Genomic DNA, 22,104 nt, shown 5'->3' with positions numbered 1-22,104 from the left:
TTTGATACATTATACTCTTTATAAAAACCAGAACAGCAACCAATGGGTGACTTTTGTGCATGGAGCGGGTGGCAGTTCGTCTATATGGTTTAGGCAAATACGCGATTTCCAGAAGCATTACAATGTGCTGCTGCTTGATTTGCGTGGGCATGGCGATTCTAAAATACAGCAGGTTTTCCATCAGAAATATACCTTTAAAGCCATTGCCAGCGATGTTTTGGAAGTGATTGACCACCTTAAAATAGAAGCGTCCCACTTTGTTGGGATCTCTTTGGGGACAATCGTAATCCGCCAACTGGCCGAAATGCATCCGGAAAGAGTCAAAAGTATGATTCTGGGCGGTGCTATCCTTAAAATGAACTTCCGTTCCCAAATCCTGATGCGTTTAGGGAATATGTTCAAATATGTCCTGCCTTACCTGGTTTTGTACCGGTTTTTCGCTTTTGTCATCATGCCTAAGGCCAATCATAAACAATCGCGTTTGCTGTTTATCAATGAAGCCAAAAAATTATACCAGAAAGAATTCATCAAATGGTTTAAGCTTACCGCCGAAATCAATCCGGTACTGAAATGGTTCCGCCAGGTGGAATTGAATATCCCAACTTTTTACGTGATGGGAGAAGAAGATTATATGTTTCTGCCATCGGTGCGGAAAATAGTGGAAAAACACTGTAAAACAGCACAGTTGCTGGTCATCGAAAATTGCGGGCATGTAGTCAATGTAGAGCAGCCGTTGGTTTTCAACAAGACGGTGATTTCGTTTATAGAAGGTACAAAATAAAAAGCCGGTATCGAAATACCGGCCTTCTTTTGTAAACTAACCAAACCAAACAAAATTCTATGAATTCTGACTACAAAGTACGGTATTTTTTTTATATTCCAACGTTAAGGTAATGTTATTATCTTATTGATTATGATAATTTTAACTATTGTTTGGAGTCTTGCAGCGCAAATACTCTTTTCAGCAAATCCGAAGTCCTGGAAGCCAAGTTGTTCCTAATGTCCTTTTCTTCAATGGCAATCATTTTAAAGACACCTTCCATGGCTTTATTGGTGGTGTAATCGGTCAGGTCAGGGTTTACTTTTTTTACCAAAGGTATACTGTTGTATTTGGTAATGATGTTTGTCCACACTTTATCGGCCCCTACTTTTGCAAATGAATTCTTGATGACAGGATTGAATTTCCCATATAAAGCAGTCGAAGTTGAATTTTGCAAATAGGCCGTCGCAGAAGTGTCATTGCCTAACAGAATATTTTTGGCATCTGTAAAAGACATTCCTTTTATAGCGTCTACAAAAATAGGAGTGGATGTTTTTACAGCGTCTTCCGCAGCGCGGTTGAGTACTTTGAGCCCTTCGTCGGCTAATTTTGACATACCGATATCACGAAGCCCTTTGTCTACTTTTTTCAGTTCTTCCGGCAGCAGGATTTTTACCAGTTCGTTCTTATAGAAACCATCCACATTGGTGAGTTTGACCACTTGTTTTTCGATTCCTTTGTTTAAGGCTTCTTTCAGCCCGGACGCTATTTCCGCCTGGCTTAAAACCCCTTGTGTTTGTGGAAGCTGATTGATGACCTGTTGCATTTCGGCACAGCCAAAAACCAAAATCAGGCAAGCCAAAGCAGTTATTCTTGTACCGATGGCTTTTGCTTTCTTTTTCGATTGTTCGTAGCTACTGGATTTCATAATAATTTATTTTTTGTCTTGTAAGGCGAATACTTTCTTCAATACGTCCGATGTCCTGGAATTCAGGTTCGTCCTGATGTTTTTCTCTTCGATGGTAATCATTTTAAAAACGCCTTCCAGGGCTTTATTGGTTACATAATCCGTAATGTCCGGGTTTACTTTTGATACCAAAGGGATGCTGTTGTATTTTTTGATGATGGAAGCCCAAATGACATCGGCACCTACTTTACCTATAGATTGCTGCACTACCGGGCTGAATTTTGCATACAAAGCCGAATTGGTAGACGATTGAAGGTAAAGCGTAGCAGCATTGTCATTCCCGAATAAAATGCTTTTGGCATCGGTTATGGTGATGTTTTTGATGGCCGAAACAAAAATAGGCGTCGCTTCTTTTACAGCATCTTCCGCAGCACGGTTAAGGGATTGTATGCCTTGGTCCGCTAAATTGGACATGCCCATTTTGCGTAATGTTTTTTCAACTTTCTGCAATTCTTCCGGCATCAGGATTTTTACCGCTTCGTTTTTGTAAAATCCGTCTACCGCCGTTAATTTCGAAACCTGTTCCGTCACGCCTTTGTTTAAAGCTTCCTTAAGGCCGGCACCTATATCCAGGCCGGAATTCGTCTTGGTCGCCTGGGTTACTTTCGCACTGGCTTTTTTTACTAAGTCCTTGAGTTGTGCATTACTAACCATCGGGGCTAACAGCAACAATAACACTATTTTTTTCATACTGATTATTTTTTTACCAAATATAACAAACATCATACCATTTTGAAATGTTTGAGGCAGAAAAGCATGTAGCAGTAATTGAGACAATGACTGTTTTTTCCTGAAATTAAAATTTTTAAACCCTTCAAATTTTTTAGATTTTTGTAAATTGCGCCTCTAAAATGTCATTTAAATAAAAATGGAACCACAAACACCATATATTCCTAAAAATAAAGTACGGATTGTGACTGCTGCGTCACTTTTTGACGGACACGATGCAGCTATTAACATCATGCGCAGAATCATTCAGGCAACGGGAGTCGAAGTAATCCACCTGGGCCATGACAGAAGTGTGGAAGAAGTGGTCAATACCGCCATCCAGGAAGATGCCAATGCTATTGCAATGACTTCCTATCAGGGCGGCCATAATGAATATTTCAAGTACATGTATGATTTGCTGAAAGAAAAAGGAGCAGGTCATATCAAGATTTTCGGTGGTGGTGGTGGAGTGATCTTGCCTTCGGAAATTTCAGAACTGCACGAATATGGGATTGAAAGGATTTACGCTCCGGATGACGGGCGTGAACTAGGATTGCAAGGTATGATCAATGATTTGGTGCAACGTTCGGACTATCCTGTAGGCGATGTCCTAAACGGTGAAGTACAGCACCTGGAAGATAAAAACCCGACCGCTATTGCCAGGGTGATTTCTTCTGCGGAAAATTTCCCGGAAGTGGCAAAACCGGCTTTGGATGTTATTTACGAAAAAAACAAAAACAGCAAAACACCTGTTTTAGGGATTACCGGAACTGGAGGAGCGGGAAAATCGTCATTAGTAGACGAATTGGTACGCCGTTTCCTGATTGATTTTCCGGAAAAAACCATTGGTTTGGTATCGGTCGATCCGTCCAAGCGTAAAACAGGAGGAGCCCTTTTAGGAGACAGGATCCGTATGAATGCGATCAATAATCCTCGTGTTTATATGCGTTCGCTGGCCACAAGGCAATCAAATCTTGCGTTGTCCAAATACGTTCAGGAAGCCATTGAGGTACTCAAAGCGGCCAAATACGACCTGATTGTCCTGGAAACTTCGGGAATCGGGCAGTCGGATACTGAAATTATGGACCATTCGGATGTTTCATTGTATGTAATGACACCTGAATTTGGTGCTGCGACACAATTGGAAAAAATCGACATGCTGGATTTTGCCGATTTGGTAGCCTTGAACAAATTTGACAAAAGAGGTGCTTTGGACGCCATCCGCGATGTTAAGAAACAATACCAGCGAAATCATAACCTTTGGGACGTCGATCCTGATAAAATGCCTGTTTTCGGGACAATTGCTTCCCAATTCAATGATCCGGGCATGAATACGCTTTACAAATCCATCATGGATAAGATTGTAGAGAAAACAGGAATCGACCTGCATTCTACTTTTGAAATCACCAGGGAGATGAGCGAGAAGATTTTCGTGATCCCGCCGCACAGGACGCGTTATTTGTCTGAAATTGCCGAAAATAACCGAAAATATGATGAAACGGCGCTTTCCCAAATTGAAGTGGCCCAAAAATTATACGGGATTTTCAAAACAGTTGAAACGGTTTCCGGAGCATTGCCTCAGATTGACAAATCAGGAATTGTAGAAAGTTCGCTGCGACAATCCCAAGATAATAAGGAATTCCTGTCTTTGCTGGTCAAAGAATTTGATCGTGTGAAAATGAACCTGGATCCTTATAACTGGGAAATCATTTTGACTTGGGACGAGAAAGTAAATAAGTATAAAAACCCGTTTTATTCTTTCAAAGTAAGGGATAAGGAAATCAAGATAGCCACTCATACAGAGAGTTTGTCCCATTCGCAAATCCCTAAAGTGGCCTTGCCGAAATACCAGGCTTGGGGCGATATTTTAAAATGGAACCTGCAGGAAAATGTACCTGGCGAATTCCCGTTTGCTTCAGGATTGTATCCTTTCAAGCGTGAAGGCGAAGATCCGTCCCGAATGTTTGCCGGTGAAGGCGGGCCTGAAAGAACCAACAAACGTTTCCATTACGTGAGTGCCGGCTTGCCTGCCAAACGTTTGTCAACAGCCTTTGACAGTGTGACTTTGTATGGTAACGACCCGAACATCCGTCCTGATATTTACGGGAAAATCGGAAATGCCGGGGTTTCGATCTGTTGTTTGGATGATGCCAAAAAACTGTATTCCGGTTTCGACCTTAGCCACCCGATGACTTCCGTTTCGATGACCATCAACGGTCCGGCTCCAATGCTTTTGGGCTTTTTCATGAATGCTGCCATTGACCAGAATTGTGAAAAATACATCAAGGAAAACGGACTGGAAAAAGAAGTGGAAGCAAAAATCAACGCTATCTATAAGAAAAAAGGGGTGGAAAGACCTCATTATCAAGGTGAATTGCCACACGGGAACGATGGCCTGGGGCTGATGCTTTTAGGGGTTACCGGAGATGAAGTCCTGCCTTTGGATATATATAACGATATTAAAATAAAAACCCTGGCGCAGGTTAGGGGAACGGTCCAGGCCGATATCCTGAAAGAAGACCAGGCGCAAAATACCTGTATTTTTTCTACGGAATTTGCGCTCCGCCTTATGGGAGACGTCCAGGAATATTTCATCAAAGAAAATGTCCGCAATTTCTATTCGGTTTCGATTTCAGGCTACCATATTGCCGAAGCGGGCGCCAACCCGATTACACAGCTGGCATTTACACTGGCAAACGGTTTCACTTACGTGGAATATTATTTGAGCCGTGGTATGAACATTAACGATTTCGGGCCAAACCTATCGTTCTTTTTCTCCAACGGTATCGACCCTGAATATGCCGTGATTGGCCGTGTGGCGCGTAAAATCTGGGCAAAAGCCTTAAAAAACAAGTACGGTGCCAACGAAAGAGCGCAAATGCTGAAATACCATATCCAGACATCAGGACGTTCGCTCCATGCACAGGAAATCGATTTCAATGACATCCGTACCACATTGCAGGCTTTGTATGCTATTTATGATAACTGTAACTCATTGCATACCAACGCTTATGATGAAGCTATTACGACGCCAACCGAAGAATCAGTACGCCGTGCCATGGCCATACAGCTGATTATCAACAAAGAATTGGGCCTTGCGAAAAATGAAAACCCAATCCAGGGTTCTTTTATCATTGAAGAATTAACTGATTTGGTAGAAGCGGCGGTATTACAGGAATTCGACAGGATTACCGAAAGGGGCGGTGTTTTGGGAGCTATGGAAACCATGTACCAAAGGTCTAAAATCCAGGAAGAAAGCCTCTATTATGAAACATTGAAACATACCGGGGAATTCCCGATAATTGGGGTTAATACATTCTTGAGTTCAAAAGGTTCGCCAACGGTAGTACCTGCAGAGGTGATCCGTGCTACGGAAGAAGAAAAGCAATACCAGATCGTCATGCTCGACCATCTGCATGAAGCCAATAAAGATGCGGTCGAAGAACAGCTGTCGATCATCCAGGAAGTTGCCATCAACAACAAAAACATATTCGAACACCTTATGAATGCCACCAAAGTGTGCTCTTTAGGCCAGATTACTTCGGCTTTGTTTGAAGTAGGAGGCCAGTACAGAAGGAATATGTAAAAATAAAATGCACGTACGAAAAATCCCTATTATTAGGGATTTTTTTAGTATATTCGGGTAGTAGTTTTGTTTAAAAATAAAAAATTCAGATGAAAACCTATCAGTCCTGCGGAAAAATCACTATTGAGAAAAATTCGAAAAGCGCGCTTGTAAAAACCATGCTCCCTGAGCTCTTGCACAACGGGAAATACAAATACATCGAATACCATAATATTTCGAATGATGATTATTATGGTGTTTTGGGTGTTTTGGTAATGGATGGCGAACCGAATACCGATCTGACAAAATACAATTCGGCCAACCGGATGGTCCAGGTTGATGCCAACCAGATTATCCTGACGGATTTGCTTCCTGTAAATGGTGGCAAGGATTTTTCGGGGTTATCACAAAACGACCAGATTCATTTCATGTGCCTTCATGATGATGATTTCAAGGTAACCGATGCGGTACTGAAAAGATTCCAGCAGGCATTGCCTAAATTCCCCGATGATAGGGAACCAAAAGTAGGCAACGGCGGGATTTTAACTTTTGAAGGCTGCTAAATGGCCTTGCGCAAAAGAAAACGGTTTCTTTTCGCAGCTGTTTTTTGTACTGCTGTATTTTCTTTTGCACAGGAAACTTCGTTGGAAGTTTTACAAAAACACATCGCGAACAAAGAAATAGAATCTTCCAAGCTTGTTGTTTCCAGGCTCAAGCAACAGAAACTTTCCAAACTGCAAAAAGCAGGCCTTCTGTACTGGGAAGCGAATTTGCTGCGCTTGGAAAACAAGGATGACCTGTCGTATAAAAGTTATATCGCTGCAAAAGAAGGCTATTCGGAATTGGACAGCATCGATAAAGTGGCCAAGATCAACCTTGAGATCGTTTCGCTTTTATTGGCGGTCAACAATAACAATACCGATTACAATTTGTATATCAATGAATTCCTGGAATATGCAAAGAAAACAAACAAGCCGGAATTCCTTTCCCAGGGGTTTATGCAGCTCGGGAAATCATTTTATAACACAAATCCGGCCCTGGCAATCCATTATTTCCAAAAAGCCGCCACCGAAAACAGCAAAACCAAGGACGTTGTTTATGGAGCCAGAATATGGCAGAATATAGGCGCTACATATGCTTCCGATAAGGTGATGAAGCTGGATTCGGCATTGTACCTCTATGAAAAAGCATTGCAGGTGTACCGGAAAAACAATCTTCCGGAATACATTTCGTACATCTATATTAATAAAGGAGTTGTTTTTACGAAGAAAAAACAATTTGAAAAAGCGCTCGGGAGTTTCCTCAAGGCCGATTCCATTCCTGTAAAAGAATTTAAAAACAAGAATAAAGAAGCCTTGTACGGTTTTATGGCCGCCGCTTATAAAGAGACCGGAGAATATAAAAAAGCATTGGAATTTGTAGAAAAACAGAAGGTTTACCAGGAAATCCTAAATGAAAGCGACCAGAAAAAAGCCATAGATGAAATCAGTATAAAGTATAAAACCAAAGAGAAGGAAAAGGAAAACCAAACCCTGAAACAACAACTACTGCAAAATAAAATGGCGCTTACGGCCATAATCGTGGCTTTGGTTTTTTCGATTATCATCGGACTGCTGGCGGTTAAGAATCTTTCCAAAAAAAAGAAAATCATCAGCCAGGAAAAATTGCTAGAGATCCAGAAACTGGAAAAGAAACTGAAGGAAAACGAGCTTAATGAAATTGACAGGATGCTCGAAGGCCAGGAAAAAGAAAGGCAAAAAATCGCCAACGAGCTCCACGATAACCTTGGCAGCCTTTTGGCCACGTTGAAATTTAATTTTCAGGCCATCCAAAACAAAGGGGCGAGCCACGAACTGCTTTTTCAGAAAACAGATTCCATCATAGACGAAGCCTATCAGGAAGTTAGGAATATAGCGCATCTTAAAAATTTCGGGATTATCGGCAAGGAAGGCTTGTTGGTTTCTGTGAAAAAAATGGCCGAGAAAATGTCGGTCAGGAATACCACACAATTTAACGTCATCCCTTTTGGTTTGGGCGAAAGGCTGGAAGGCAATATGGAAAGGGCTATTTTCAGGTTCATCCAGGAACTTTGTACGAACTGCCTCAAATATGCCGAAGCCACCGAAGTCAATATTTACCTGAACCAGCATGATGTACACGAAATCAATATTATTGTAGAGGATAACGGAAACGGTTTCGATCCCGGGAAAATAAACGCCCATCAAGGAATGGGGCTCAAAAATATCGAAGCAAAAGTGGAACAGCTCAACGGGACTTTTACGATCGATTCCGGAATTTCAAAAGGAACAACCATAATAATAGAATTACCATTATGATACGAATTGCCATCGCCGAAGATCACCAGGCCTTAATTGACGGAGTTAAATTAGCATTGGAATATGAAGAAGGTTTTTCAGTTGTAGGTGAAGCCACAGACGGAGAAGCGCTTTTGGACCTGGTACGGAAAAAACAGCCGGATATCGTCATTACAGATATCAGGATGCCAAAATGTGACGGAATAACAGCCACACGGCTCATTAAAAAAGAATTCCCGGCCATCCAGGTCATCGCTTTTAGCATGTTTGAACAGGATGAAGCCGTGCTTCAGATGAAAAATGCAGGAGCTTCGGGCTATATTATGAAAAATTCTTCCCTGAAAAAATTGATCGAGGCCATTCGGGCGGTTTCCAAAAACCAGGCTTTCTTTGATGACAGTATCGTTGCCAAAGATGCTTTGACAAAAGAAGAGATTATTTTAAGTTCCCGCGAAAAGGAAATCTTAAGGCTGATTGGGGAAGGGAAAACATCACAGGAAATCGCCACCATGCTTTTTATCGGGAAAAGTACCGTAGATACGCACCGCAAGAACATTATCAGGAAAATGAATATTTACGGTAAAACCGACCTGATCCGTTTTGCCGTGGAAAGGAAATATGATTTTTAATCGCTAACAAGTTATAAAATCCCCATTGTTGGGGATTTTTTTTTGGTTTTATATCAGGAATTTTGAGTAAGAAATTTTATCAACAATTAAAACCAAAAATCATGAAAAATTCAGTAAAAGAGGCCGGAAGCCTTGCGGACAAATTAGTAGCATTCTCAAACGGTTCCCTGAATGCAGAAGAACAAAAAATGCTGGACACCATTTTAGCGGTGTACCAGGTTGCCATTTCCGAGAAAGCACCGGTTATTTTCGGGGAAGATCAAGGGTTTCTAAACGAAATCAAGGCAGCCGGTGTAAAAGAAGAGGAAGGAGAACATTTTATCACTACTGTCAGAACAATTGTCACTTCTTCAAGGCCTTGTCTCAATACGATTACAACGGTTACAACCGTTGCGAGCCATCCGTGGATAGGTTGCGAGGAAAAAAAATAACATTCCTATGGCATCCAATGCAACATCAGAAATTAAGGCCTACCTGTCCGGGGTAGGTCTTAAAAATATAGAACATCTTGAGGTTAGAAGGGGAAGAAACCTTATCGCTACTTTTGCCCACAATTCGAAATGGCTCATCCTCAAGAAAAAAGGATCGGCAAATACGGTTTTTAACGGCACATCTTTAGGGAATGAATTGGCTTTCCTGGATAAAAGTGCTAAAAGCAAGGAGGTAAAAGCGATGTCTTTTTTACCGAAAACCTTTCATTTCAATTATGCTGAAGATATCCTGATTTCAAGGTATTACAAAGGCTATACTTCATTAATGCAGGCCAAACCCGAAGCAGCGCTGTTTCAATCCGTGGGGAAACAATTGGGCAAGCTCCATAGCATCAATAACCTTGCATTTAAAGAAAGCCTTCCGAAAATCAACCGGGGAGACCTTTTGCCGGAGTTCAATTATTTTACGCCACAGGCCATTACTTCAGGTGGGCCTTCGGTTATGGAATATATCAGGTTCCTGCAAAAATTCCCTGATTTGTTGGCTGCTATTGACGAATTGTATGCCAAATATGAAGAAAATTGTATCGTCCATGGTGATTTTAAAGCAGATAATGTACTGGTATACAGGAAAAAAGGAAAACAATACTGCAAGATTATCGATTACGAGTTTACGGCCGTTGGAGACAGGCATTATGACCTGGGATATATTTTGGGAAGTTTTTTGATGAAATGGGTTTATGAAATGAAATTGACCCACGATACAATGGATTTCGCAGATAATTATTTCCAAGAGTTGAGAAAGGCATTCCTGGTCTTGATGGAAAGCTATCAAAAGGAGACAGGCTCGGTTATAGACACCAATCGTATCGTCAGGTTTGCAGGCCTGTACCTAATGAAGATTTTCTTTAACTGTTCGATCCACAGCAGGCATTTGAGCAAAAATGAATTAATGTTGCTGCAAATTGCAAGGAATTACCTGGTATTTAGCGACAAACAAACTTCAATCCATTTCTTATGATTACAAATACATTGCATAAAATCGCGAAGGATTTCTATGCCGGCCAAGGATACATCCATCATCATGGTTTGGGAAAAATTATCCAATTGGGCAAATCCAGGGAAAGAATTGTGGAAACCCTCAAACAAGTCATTTACAAGCAATATTATTGCCTGGAGGAAAAAGAACAGCATTCCCTGCATACTGATCCTGATTTTATCGGGGCTTTGGCCGGGATTTTTCCGGAAAACCACTATGTGGAAAATAATTGGGAGGTAACCGGGCTGCTCGATGGGCAAAAGATAAAAGTGTCCAAATACGGAATATGCCTGTACCTGGACATTCAAAAAGATACTTTCTTAGAGGAGGCTCCGGCGGTAGGCCAATTTATCGACGTTCGTTTTTCCTGCCATTTCCCCAATGTTTCCCCCGGTTTTTATTTGTACAAAGGGAAAAGCGGCGGACCTGATTTTGAAGAAGGGCTTTCGCGGTTGTATTGCAACCTTGCAAGTAAATGGGCCTTGTTTTTTACGGAAAAATTATTGCATTGCCTGAACGAATCAAATATCGCCTTCCAGTTTAAGATCCTGCAGGCATTGCCGGATTCCCAAAGAGTGGATAATTCTGTGCTGTATTTTAGCAAAAAAGATAAGGATAAAGTAATCTCTCAATTAGAAAAAATATACGACAAAAGGTATTTTAAAAAGGCCCATTCGGCTTTTCACCTGGCTTTATACCCAGGAATAGGATATGCAGAAGAACCTTCCGATAATGGAAACGGAAAAGAAAGCTTCGGAACCCACAGATCGGGGATTATTGCCGGGTCGTTATACGAACAGCTCATTGCCGCCAAATCGAAAGAAATATGCGTGGAAAGCATCAATGCCGCCTTTTTGGCAAAAGGCATTCATCCGCAAACCGTTTACAGGGAAGGCATCTATTGATTTGATTATTCTGTTATATCGGTATTTTTGCTTTTTTGTAAAGAAACCAAAACCCCTACAATCAAGGACAAGGCTATAAAGCCAAGGGAAGCCCATTCCGGTACTTCAATATAATGGTGCAGCAGCATTTTTAGCCCTACAAAACTCAGTATGGCAATCAGGCTGTATTCCAGGTAACTGAATTTTTCCAGCATGTTTGCCAGGAAAAAGTACATCGAACGCAATCCTAAAATAGCAAAAATGTTAGAGCTGAATACCAGGAAAGGATCTTTGGTAATGGCCAAAATTGCCGGTACGCTGTCTACGGCAAACAAAACATCCATCACTTCAATGACAATCAATGCGACAAAAAGCGGCGTCGCTATTTTCCCTTTTTCAGATTTGAGGAAGAATTTTTCCCCGTTGATTTCCGAAGTTATCGGCATTATTTTTCCAAGAGCCTTGTATACAAAAGATTCTTTTGGTTCAAAATTTTCCTCGTCATTGGTGAACAGCATTTTTATCGCGGTAAAAATCAGGAAGGCGCCAAACAAATAAGTAGTCCAGCTGAATTTATTGATGATCATCACACCAAAGAAAATCATAAGCCCCCGAAAAACAATTGCGCCCAGGATTCCCCAGAACAAAACGCGGTGCTGGTATTTCTGCGGGATTTTAAAAGAAGCGAAAATAACGGCAATTACAAAAATATTGTCAATACTCAACGATAGCTCGATGAGGTAACCGGTAATATATTTCATGGTGGCTGCCGCCGGTTTCAGGCTATCGGGGTTGTCTACGTAATGGTTTTGGTACAACCAATAAATCACTCCGGAAAAAGCAAAAGACAAAGCGACCCAGATTCCGGTCCACATGCTGGCTTCTTTGGTACTGATGATGTGTGGGTTTTTGTTGAAAATACCCAAATCAAGCGCAAGAAATAGAACTACCACCAGTAAAAATGAAATCCAGACAATCATAATGTTTTTTTTAAGTGTTACAAATATAACCTTTGCAATCGGAATAAAGAAACCCTCGGTAAAATTCGTTAAAATGATTTAATTTTAATTTAACATTAAATTTTATAGGGGTATTTGTTTAAAATTTATAAAAATATATATATTTGCATTAATATTTAGGGGGTATAAATTTAAAAACACAACTTTATGGCAACTTTAAGATTTCAGGCATTGCAAAAAGCGACAGGAAGGAAACCTGTTTTATTTGAAGAATCAGATAGAAAATCCGCAATTTTCGGTTCGAACGTATTTAATGATAAAGCGATGCGACAGTTTTTGACTGAAGAAGCATACAAAGCAGTTAAAGGCGCTGTTCAGCACGGGACCAAAATCGACAGGAAATTGGCAGATTATATTGCTATGGGAATGAAAGAATGGGCTTTGTCTAAAGGAGTGACACATTATACACACTGGTTCCAGCCCTTAACAGGGACTACGGCAGAAAAGCATGATGCTTTTTTCGAAACATCAATGGATGGCAGCGACCCGGTTGAAAAATTCGGCGGAAGCCAATTGGTACAACAGGAGCCGGATGCTTCTTCTTTCCCTAACGGAGGAATCAGGAATACATTCGAAGCCCGTGGTTATACTGCCTGGGACCCGACATCTCCAGCATTTATCTTCGGTTCAACCTTATGTATCCCGACAGTTTTCATTTCGTATACCGGTGAAGCCCTGGATAATAAAACACCTCTATTAAGAGCCTTGCACGCTATTGATATGGCCGCAACAGATGTGGCTAAATATTTTGACAAAAACGTTAAAAAAATTACTCCAACATTGGGTTGGGAACAAGAATATTTCCTGGTAGACAATGCTTTGGCATCTTCCCGCCCGGATATCCTGGCTACCGGAAGGACTTTGCTGGGACATACATCCTCAAAAGGACAGCAATTGGACGACCATTATTTCGGTTCTATCCCGACGCGTGTTTTACAATACATGAGAGAATTGGAATACGAATGTATGCTATTGGGGATTCCGGTAAAAACCCGTCATAATGAGGTAGCTCCGAATCAATTTGAGCTGGCGCCAATTTTTGAAGAAATAAATCTAGCGGTAGACCACAATTCATTGTTGATGGATGTGATGCAAAAAGTTGCCGAACGCCATGATTTTAAAGTCCTTTTCCACGAAAAACCATTCAAAGGTGTAAACGGGTCAGGGAAACACAACAACTGGTCTTTGGCTACAGATACCGGAATCAACTTGCTAAGCCCTGGGAAAACACCAATGAGCAACTTGCAGTTCTTAACATTTTTCATCAATACGATCAAGGCGGTACATGAATATGAAGAATTGTTAAGAGCAGGAATCGCTTCGGCAAGCAACGACCACCGTTTGGGAGCAAATGAAGCGCCGCCGGCTATCATCTCCGTTTTCATCGGACAACAGTTAACCAAAGTACTGGCAGAATTGGAAGGGGTTTCTGCAGGAAAATTATCACCGGAGGAAAAAACAGACCTAAAACTTAATGTAGTAGGGAAAATTCCGGATGTATTATTGGACAATACAGACAGGAACAGGACTTCGCCTTTTGCCTTTACAGGAAATAAATTCGAATTCAGGGCTGTGGGATCTTCTGCGAACTGCGCGGTTTCCATGACTACTTTAAATACGATTGTGGCCAAGCAGCTGAAAGATTTTAAAGTGGAAGTAGATGCTTTGATCGAGAAAAAAGACCTGAAAAAAGACGAAGCGATCTTCAATGTCCTAAGAGAATATATCAAACAAACCAAAACGATTTTATTCGAAGGTGACGGATACAGCGATGCCTGGGAAAAAGAAGCGAAAAAACGCGGTTTGAGCAATCATAAAACAACGCCAAAAGCATTGAAAGCTAAAGTTTCCAAAGCAGCAGTTGCCTTGTTCGGGGAAATGAATGTGATGAACCATGTTGAGGTTGAGGCCCGTTACGAAATAGAATTGGAAGAATACACGAAGAAAATCCAGATTGAAGGAAGGGTTTTAGGCGATATTGCCCGCAACCATGTCATTCCTACGGCTATCCGCTACCAAAACATCCTGATCGAAAATGTAAAAGGATTAAAAGAAATCTTTGGTAAGGACTTTGAAAAAATCGCAAAAGAGCAAGTTTCCTTAATTAAAGAAATTTCGTCACACATTGAAGGGATCAACACCAATGTGGATGCCATGATCGATGAGCGTAAAAAAGCGAATAACCTGCCAAGCGCCGAGAAAATGGCCGAAGCTTACTGCGATAAAGTAAAGCCATATTTTGAAGTGATCCGTGAACATTGCGATAAACTGGAGTTATTGGTTGATGACGAAATCTGGACATTAACAAAATACAGAGAATTATTGTTTACCAAATAGGATTTTACAATTTAGTCTGAAAACCTGTCAATTTTTGGCAGGTTTTTTGTTTTTCATACCCATCGAAATACTATAAAAAGCTTTTATTTATGATTTATTTTGTCGAAATTCGTTAAAAAAGTAAGCCATGGATAAAAGTGTTTTTTTTGTTTTCTTCTTCATCACCTCTTTAGTAGGGTATTCCCAGGAACAGTTTTCGGTGTTTTTTGAAAGCAACCAGCATACTTTGCCTCCTTCCGAAAGCAAATCGCTCCAAAAATGGATCCTGGAAAACAAAGAAAGCAAGATCCTTTCCATTTATGGCTTTACAGATGAAGACGGAACCATGCAATACAATGATTCCCTATCGGCCAAAAGAGTCGAAACGGTTTTCAATTGGGTGAAAAACCGCATGAAAATCAGAGAAGATTTCAAAAAAGCGAGCTTCGGGGAAAGCATCCAGCATTCTAAAATAAAAGCACAGAACAGAAGGGTTATCATCTATTATTTATTGCCAAAAGATTTGCATCGTGAGGCTGAAATCATGGGACTCAAACCTAAAGAAATCAATACAGCCAAAGAAGCCGTTTCATTCCCGGACAAAATCGTCGTCACAAATTTCGATGGGACAAGCTCGGAAATTCCGCTGGATGTCAAATTTATGGAAACATTCAATGTCGCCAAAGCCGGTGAAAAGCTTAAATTGGAAAACCTGAATTTTGTACTCAATACCTTTGCCATCACAAAAGAATCCAGGAGCAAGCTTTACGAACTCTTGCTGGTTATGCAAAAAAATGCAAACCTTAAAATAAGCATCCAGGGGCATTTGTGCTGCCTGGCGGTAGACAGGAGGGATTTGTCGACACAAAGGGCCAAAGCGGTAAAACAGTTCCTCGAATTGAACGGAATCGATTCCAAAAGAATGACATTTAAAGGCTTCGGAAGTAGCATGCCTTTGTTTCCGTTACCTGAAAAAACCGAAGAGGAACGCGCCGCAAACCGTCGTGTGGAAATTGAAGTCCTGGAAAACTAAAACTGTAAATTCCCAATCTGAAATCGGCAATCTTTTATTATCTTTGTGCCACAACAATCTACCTGTCTTGTCCCATACGGCAAAACAGGCACAACTACTAACTTCATGAGTTCTGACACTTCAAAAAGATACGCGCTTCGTGGCGTTTCGGCTGCTAAAGAAGATGTGCACAATGCCATCAAAAACATCGATAAAGGATTATTCCCAAAAGCTTTCTGTAAAATCGTACCGGATCATTTGACCAATGACCAGGAATATTGCCTGATCATGCATGCTGACGGCGCAGGGACCAAATCGTCCTTGGCGTACATGTACTGGAAGGAAACCGGTGATATGTCCGTTTGGAAAGGTATTGCACAGGATGCCCTGATTATGAACATCGATGATTTGTTATGCGTAGGTGCCACCGACAATATCATGCTGTCTTCTACCATAGGCCGAAATAAAAACCTGATTCCTGGCGAAGTCATTTCAGCAATTATCAACGGAACGGAAGAACTGATCGAAGAACTCAAAACCTTCGGTGTGACCATACACTCCACCGGCGGCGAAACAGCAGATGTCGGCGATTTGGTCAGGACGTTAATTGTAGATTCTACCGTTACGGCCCGTATGAAACGTAAAGATGTGATTGATAACGCGAACATCCAGGCTGGTGATGTCATAGTAGGATTGGCTTCTTTTGGCCAGGCCCAATATGAGAAAAATTATAACGGCGGTATGGGAAGCAACGGGCTGACGTCTGCAAGGCATGATGTTTTCGACAATTACCTGGCTCACAAATACCCGGAAAGTTTCGACGCTTCGGTGCCTTCGGATTTGGTATATTCCGGAAAGGTAAAATTGACAGATGCCGTAGAAGATTCCCCCATAGATGCCGGGAAACTAGTGCTTTCCCCGACCAGGACCTATGCGCCGGTCATCAAGAAAATACTTTCACAATACACGCCGGCCGATATCCACGGAATGGTGCATTGCAGCGGCGGGGCACAAACCAAGGTCCTGCATTTTGTAGAAGATGTGCACGTCATCAAAGACAATCTTTTTCCGGTTCCGCCATTGTTCAGGCTTATCCAGGAGCAGTCAAAAACCGATTGGAAAGAAATGTACCAGGTCTTCAATTGTGGCCACCGCATGGAAATTTACGTTCCTGCCGACATCGCAAATGAGATCATCGACATTTCAAAATCCTTTGGTATCGATGCCCAAATCATAGGCCGTGTGGAAGCAAACCAAGGCAAAAAATTAACCATAACATCCGAATACGGCGTTTTTAATTATTAGAAGCCATTCCTGCTGTCCGCTATATCTCCTTCGGTTACCAACCTCAGGAGGATGCCGCTTCCATCAGGGCTAAAAAATAGAACTTATGTACGAATTATTCTTTTGGAAATACCTTGATGAAGTTTACCTGAACCACCATTTGGTATATGAGGCACTTCTTGAAAAAGAAACATTGGAAGGTTTGGAAGAATTGCCGGTCGAGGTTATTCTCAACAGGATTTCCAATGCTTTTTCTACTTGGGAGAAAGTAGATGAGTCCAGTTGGAAAAACAACAAAGGGCCAGGTGCGTTCCAGATTATTACCACACCGCAAAGCATCCAGATCGATTGTTACGGCACTGAAGGCAAAACCATGAATGCCCTTGTGGATATTATGGAAGAATTCAAATGCCCTTTATACGATCCCCAGGTACCGCAGCGTTATGATGAAATGGCCGAATAACCTAATACTATGAGTTTTTTATTCAATTGTTCTGAAAATTACACACTCGAATCGGCAATGGTACGCCTGGAGCCTTTGCAGCCTTACCATATTCCGAATTTGCTTACCTATTCCCTGAACCAGCCGGAAATCTGGACGTTTTCTTCCATAGCGGCCATTGGCGAGGAGAATTTTAAGAATTATGTCCAGATTGCTTTGGACCAACGCAAAAGGCAAATAGAATATGCTTTTGCCGTATACGACAAGCGTACTGGCGAATATGCCGGAAGTACCCGTTTTTACGACATCCAACTTTACAACAAGACGGTCCAGATAGGGTATACCTGGTACGGGAAGCAATTCCACGGGACAGGCCTCAACAAACACTGCAAATTCTTATTGCTTGAATTCGCTTTTGAAAAGATGCAGCTTGAGCGTGTCGAATTCCGTGCTGACAATACCAATGAACGAAGCAAGGCCGCTATGAAAAGCATTGGCTGCAAAGTCGACGGAGTGTTAAGGAGCAATATGCTCAAACTCGATGGGACAAGGCGCGATAGTATCGTATTGAGTATTTTACGCCACGAATGGTTTGAGGAAGTAAAAGAGAACCTGAAAAAACGTTTATAGCATATAACCAGCTTAAATCCTGCTTAATTTTTCGGCGGCGGCAATAAGTGTTTCATCAGTTTTGGCGAAACAAAAACGCAACATCCGCCTGTCGGTTGCTTCCTTATGGAATACCGAAATAGGAATAGCCGCCACACCATGTTGGGTAATCAGCTCCTGAGAAAAGCCAATATCATCCTGACTGCTAATGTTTGCATAGCTAACGACTTGGAAATAAGTTCCTTCGCAGGGCAGGAGCTCAAAACGGCTGTCTCTGACCAGGTCCCGGAACAAATCCCTTTTTTGCCGGTACATTTTCGCAATGGCATCAAAATCAACTACATCAAGGTATTCCGAAATGACATGCTGGGAGAAACTGTTCACGCTAAAGACCAGGAATTGATGGGCTTTTTTGATTTCCACCATAAGATTTTCAGGCGCAATCAGATAGCCTACTTTCCAGCCGGTAACATGCAATGATTTTCCAAAAGAAGAAACAATAACAGCCCGGGCGCTTAATGTAGGACGGGTATGCAATGAAATATGCGGATGCAGGAATGAGATGTATTCGTAAACTTCGTCGCTTAGAATGATAAGCTGCGGATGTTTTTCGATGATATTTTCCAAAGTGTCAAAATCAGAAGCCGTCCAGGTTTTCCCCGTCGGGTTATGCGGGTTATTGATGACCAGCATTTTGGTTTTGGAAGTGATTGAGGCTTCTATACGGTTAAAATCGGGTGCATAATCTTCCTGTAACGAAATTCGGACTGAGATTCCGCCGGCCAATAAAACGGAAGGCTCGTAACTATCATAACTCGGGTCCAGGATAATAACTTCTTCACCTTTATTGACCAATGCGTTTATCGCTGTAAAAATGCCTTGCGTGGCTCCCGAAGTAATCAGTACTTCCGTTTCGGTATTTATGGTACGACGGTAATTTTCCAGTGTAAGCCTTGCTATCTTTTCAAGCAATGACGGCAACCCGGCCATGGGTGTGTATTGGTGTATGTTTTCGCCAAGCAAACGCCCGGAAATCTCCAACAGCTTTTTATCAACAGGAAAATTCGGAAATCCCTGTGAAAGATTGATAGCGTTATGCTTATTGGCCAGTTGGGTCATGACGGAGAAAATGCTCGTCGTTACATCGGGTAATTTGGACATGTCGTAATCGTATAAAGTTACTTCCGGTAAAAATAGCTTAATTTTTTGAGCCTCTTTTGTTTTGATCCGTTTTTAGGCAAAATTCCCGTCAGTTCCAGTTTTTTAGGTATTTTCCGACGATTTCATTATAAGTTAGTCATAGTCAGTTTGTTAAATTATTGCCTTTTGGTTATTTTTTGTAGGAATTTTTCTAACGATGTAATTTATTTACTATATTTATGTGCGAATTAAATTACAAACAAAACAAACAACATTATGAGAAAAATTTTATTATTGTCTTGTATTGCCACTTTGGCCTTAACCGAAGCCAATGCGCAATTTGAAGAAAATTTTGAGAGTGGAGTACCAGGAAAACTTACTCAGAAGTTCTTATCGCAGGAGACGACATGGATTGATTTCGGCCTATCAGCGATCAATGTCCAAAAGCCTCTTTCCGGCGATAACAGTGCCGTGTTTTTTAACGGGTTGGCTACAAAGGAAACCGCTACTTCATTGGAAACACCTGTGTTGGATTTAACCAATCCGGAAATCGTGTTGGAATTCAAGTACCTGCAGCGGGAAAAAAGCCCTGCTGCGCACAACAATCTAACCGTAGAACTATCCAATGACCATGGTGGGACGTGGATCAAGGTGGCTACTTACGGTATTACTGCCGCTGAAGGGATAACGCCGGTAATTTCCCTGGCCAAATTCAGGCCGGGTGCGGAGTCTATTATCCGTTTTGTATCTACTCAGCCTAAAGTGGATGCCGCTTATCCGATAGTGATTGACGATATCAAAATCTATGCTGCTCATAAGCAACAAGGTTTTGGAAGAGAAAATGTCGCGATCAATGACATCAACGTATATCCAAACCCGACCAAAGGTGTTTTTATGATTTCATCATTGACGGCTAATTTTGACGTGTCCGCTTTTGATATCAATGGAAAAAAAGTATACTCGGCCAGTTTCAATACCAACGAGGCCAGGATTGATTTCAGCGGCTTTCCGAAAGGGATCTATTTACTGAAAGTAAGCAGCCCGGATTTTGAGAAGACTAAAAAAATAACCATCAACTAAACCGTATCAATTATGAAAAAAATATATCTATTAGTGGCACTTGCCTGTATTTCTTTTGGAATCTATGGCTTTGTTGAATATAAAAAATCACTGTATGCAACCGTATTGCCTTTAAACGCAAGGGGAACGGGTGCAATGGTACCGGCCTCGCTATTCAGTACCTGGCTTCCAACCGGAGTCCTGCCGGCGCTTAATGTATTTGTTAAACCTGCTGACGGACTGACTTTTAGCGCTACAACTGGTGTTGGGCCTAACTCCCTGAATATTCATTTTTACAGATGGACAGAACAAATGTTTTTATGGCTGCTGTCACCGGTACCATCAAACGGAAGTTATGGATCCTGCAACGGATTCGTTTTCAATTCGCCTGAATTTTATGATGTTACCGCTACTGATCCTGTAACGGGATTGCGGACTTTGAAAAAACACGTTTGCAGCGGCAGGATTATTTCTACTTTGAGAAGGGATGGCCAAAGGTTTGATGCAATCGATGTTGGCGAAGCCATGTCTTTTGATGTGAAAGGAACGGCTACTGGTGCCAACGGGCTTCCTTTTCTTTTTGAAAAAGAAACACGCGCCATATTTGATGTGGATAAAGCACCGGTTTCACAAGAAGGCCACCTGCAAGTGATGGATGAAGGCGGAAGAAGGGTAGACGTCCTGGATGTAAGGGTATCTAACGAAACGCCTATTTTCATTGATGTGAACCAGCGTATCATCAACAATCCGAAATTGATCCTTTCCAGAGCAAACCTGAATCCAAATACGACAGTGCAACAATTTGGAACACTTTCTGGAACTACGGTTTCTGTAGCGTCTATTTTTGGGGTGATTAAAATTATCGTTCCGGACCAAGGACAGGCAACCGGAGACGTATTAATGTCCAAAAACGGATCATTGGTTTATTTCAATTCTATGGTAAACGATGTATATGCCGTTTTCTTGACAATGGTAAAAACGGGAGTGTTGCCAAGCAATACCAAATTCCCGACTACCGCTGCAGAAATTTCGGCTATACAAACGTATGCCGCCGCACATAGTTATGGTATTATCGAGCCTAATTCTATGGCAATGGAATTGAAAACAGCCTGGGTAGAAACCACCAACTTGCCTAATCCGTCTGATTACGTTATCGTAAAAGGAACGGTTCCGAACTATATTTTGACTTCTGCTAACCTTTGGACAAGAAGCGGTACCAAAACCGTGAATTTGGCACTGGTAGGAATGCATATTGTAGGTAGTGTGGCCGGGCATCCTGAAATGATTTGGGGTACTATTGAACATGTGAACAATACTCCGAACCCAAACTATACGTATACTACAACATTAGGTACGACGGCTACTGTTTTGGCTGATACTAATTTTGGCGCCGGGACACCATGGTTGTTCTCTTCTGCAACAGCATCCAGTTTTAATGTTTCCCACATGAACATGGGTGGTATGAGCGGAACCGATATTACATCGATTTTCCCTTTCAATATTGACGGAAGCGATACGCAAAGAACAAGGCCTTTTGGTTTTGGTTCGTCAGCCTTAGGGCTAACTGTGGCGCAAAGCAATGCTGAGGTTATTGCTACCAACGCCGATGTAAACGCAAGATTGGTCGGTGCGGATATCCGTAAAAAATACTTCCACGTAGGTTCGACCTGGAATATTTCCGCTTCGAATTTTACGCACGTGGGAACCAATATGCTCTCCAATACCACAATGGAAACGTATACCCAAGGAGTTATGAACTGCTTTAGCTGCCATACTTCTTCGGCCGGTTCTAACAACGACCCGAACGTATTGAGCCATATTTATAATTGCAATCCGTTGCCATAAAGGCTGCAGATAAAGGCAATTGAAGTATAAAAATGAAAGTACCGGACTATCCGGTACTTTTTTTATATAAAAGGTTTTGA

At 41.6% G+C, this 22,104-nt stretch carries 19 protein-coding genes; 15 read left to right on the top strand and 4 right to left on the bottom strand.

All coding sequences use genetic code 11. The annotated features are described in order from the left end of the window. Position 1: 1 nt before the first annotated feature. Positions 2–781 carry an alpha/beta fold hydrolase gene (locus tag E4635_RS05005; RefSeq protein ID WP_135525523.1) on the top strand — a complete coding sequence of 260 codons (780 nt, stop codon included), beginning with the start codon at positions 2–4 and terminating at the stop codon, positions 779–781. 145 nt (positions 782–926) lie between these two features. Here the strand turns inward: E4635_RS05005 and E4635_RS05000 are convergent, their stop codons facing one another. Then, the gene (locus E4635_RS05000) at positions 927–1,586 is read right to left on the bottom strand and encodes a DUF4197 domain-containing protein (RefSeq protein WP_246020699.1); all 660 of its coding nucleotides are present in this window, start codon (positions 1,584–1,586) and stop codon (positions 927–929) included. Between the two features lie 108 nt (positions 1,587–1,694). After that, positions 1,695–2,417, bottom strand: coding sequence for a DUF4197 domain-containing protein (locus E4635_RS04995; protein WP_135525521.1), 723 nt, complete (start codon positions 2,415–2,417; stop codon positions 1,695–1,697). Positions 2,418–2,595: 178 nt separating this feature from the next. Between E4635_RS04995 and E4635_RS04990 the strand changes: the two genes are divergently transcribed. From E4635_RS04990 to E4635_RS04960, 7 genes are all read left to right on the top strand, one after another. Next, positions 2,596–6,021 (top strand): methylmalonyl-CoA mutase family protein, encoded by a 3,426-nt coding sequence (locus E4635_RS04990; RefSeq protein ID WP_135525520.1) that lies wholly within the window; start codon positions 2,596–2,598, stop codon positions 6,019–6,021. An 89-nt stretch (positions 6,022–6,110) separates the two neighbouring features. Next, positions 6,111–6,563: a hypothetical protein gene (locus E4635_RS04985; RefSeq protein ID WP_135525519.1), complete on the top strand. Its 453-nt coding sequence runs from the start codon at positions 6,111–6,113 to the stop codon at positions 6,561–6,563. Positions 6,564–6,569: 6 nt separating this feature from the next. Further along, positions 6,570–8,336 (top strand): tetratricopeptide repeat-containing sensor histidine kinase, encoded by a 1,767-nt coding sequence (locus E4635_RS04980; protein ID WP_169630202.1) that lies wholly within the window; start codon positions 6,570–6,572, stop codon positions 8,334–8,336. Further along, positions 8,333–8,944, top strand: a complete 612-nt coding sequence (locus E4635_RS04975) for a response regulator transcription factor (protein ID WP_135525517.1) — start codon at positions 8,333–8,335, stop codon at positions 8,942–8,944. The genes E4635_RS04980 and E4635_RS04975 overlap by 4 nt, the downstream gene beginning before the upstream one ends. Before the next feature lie 101 nt (positions 8,945–9,045). Continuing rightward, positions 9,046–9,375, top strand: a complete 330-nt coding sequence (locus E4635_RS04970) for a hypothetical protein (protein WP_135525516.1) — start codon at positions 9,046–9,048, stop codon at positions 9,373–9,375. A gap of 7 nt (positions 9,376–9,382) precedes the next feature. Next, positions 9,383–10,396, top strand: coding sequence for an aminoglycoside phosphotransferase family protein (locus E4635_RS04965; RefSeq protein ID WP_135525515.1), 1,014 nt, complete (start codon positions 9,383–9,385; stop codon positions 10,394–10,396). Then, the gene (locus tag E4635_RS04960) at positions 10,393–11,319 is read left to right on the top strand and encodes a T3SS effector HopA1 family protein (RefSeq protein ID WP_135525514.1); all 927 of its coding nucleotides are present in this window, start codon (positions 10,393–10,395) and stop codon (positions 11,317–11,319) included. Before E4635_RS04965 ends, E4635_RS04960 begins: the two co-directional genes overlap by 4 nt. A gap of 5 nt (positions 11,320–11,324) precedes the next feature. On the opposite strand, the gene E4635_RS04955 is transcribed toward E4635_RS04960, so the two are convergent. Further along, positions 11,325–12,278, bottom strand: coding sequence for a TerC family protein (locus tag E4635_RS04955; RefSeq protein WP_135525513.1), 954 nt, complete (start codon positions 12,276–12,278; stop codon positions 11,325–11,327). 186 nt (positions 12,279–12,464) lie between these two features. On the opposite strand from E4635_RS04955, the gene E4635_RS04950 reads away from it, so the two are divergent. The 5 genes from E4635_RS04950 to E4635_RS04930 all read left to right on the top strand — a co-directional run bounded on the left by E4635_RS04950 (position 12,465) and on the right by E4635_RS04930 (position 18,001). Beyond that, positions 12,465–14,654, top strand: coding sequence for a glutamine synthetase III family protein (locus E4635_RS04950; RefSeq protein WP_135525512.1), 2,190 nt, complete (start codon positions 12,465–12,467; stop codon positions 14,652–14,654). Between the two features lie 127 nt (positions 14,655–14,781). Next, a complete protein-coding gene (locus E4635_RS04945; protein ID WP_135525511.1) occupies positions 14,782–15,666 on the top strand; it encodes an OmpA family protein in 885 nt (294 codons plus the stop codon). Between the two features lie 105 nt (positions 15,667–15,771). Then, the gene (locus tag E4635_RS04940) at positions 15,772–16,950 is read left to right on the top strand and encodes an AIR synthase related protein (protein ID WP_135525510.1); all 1,179 of its coding nucleotides are present in this window, start codon (positions 15,772–15,774) and stop codon (positions 16,948–16,950) included. An 85-nt stretch (positions 16,951–17,035) separates the two neighbouring features. Further along, positions 17,036–17,392 (top strand): hypothetical protein, encoded by a 357-nt coding sequence (locus tag E4635_RS04935; RefSeq protein WP_135525509.1) that lies wholly within the window; start codon positions 17,036–17,038, stop codon positions 17,390–17,392. A gap of 9 nt (positions 17,393–17,401) precedes the next feature. Continuing rightward, entirely contained in the window at positions 17,402–18,001 is a 600-nt protein-coding gene (locus E4635_RS04930) for a GNAT family N-acetyltransferase (RefSeq protein ID WP_135525508.1), read from the top strand. A 12-nt stretch (positions 18,002–18,013) separates the two neighbouring features. On the opposite strand, the gene E4635_RS04925 is transcribed toward E4635_RS04930, so the two are convergent. After that, positions 18,014–19,141 (bottom strand): methionine aminotransferase, encoded by a 1,128-nt coding sequence (locus tag E4635_RS04925; RefSeq protein ID WP_135525507.1) that lies wholly within the window; start codon positions 19,139–19,141, stop codon positions 18,014–18,016. Positions 19,142–19,396: 255 nt separating this feature from the next. Between E4635_RS04925 and E4635_RS04920 the strand changes: the two genes are divergently transcribed. Continuing rightward, positions 19,397–20,200: a T9SS type A sorting domain-containing protein gene (locus tag E4635_RS04920; protein WP_135525506.1), complete on the top strand. Its 804-nt coding sequence runs from the start codon at positions 19,397–19,399 to the stop codon at positions 20,198–20,200. Between the two features lie 12 nt (positions 20,201–20,212). Continuing rightward, positions 20,213–22,024, top strand: a complete 1,812-nt coding sequence (locus tag E4635_RS04915) for a hypothetical protein (RefSeq protein WP_135525505.1) — start codon at positions 20,213–20,215, stop codon at positions 22,022–22,024. Positions 22,025–22,104: the final 80 nt, after the last annotated feature.

It is taken from the genome of Flavobacterium humi, assembly GCF_004745595.1.
Classification (GTDB): Bacteria; Bacteroidota; Bacteroidia; order Flavobacteriales; family Flavobacteriaceae; genus Flavobacterium; species Flavobacterium humi.
Note: the sequence above shows the minus strand (reverse complement) of the source record. Positions and strands in the feature narration are given on the sequence as shown.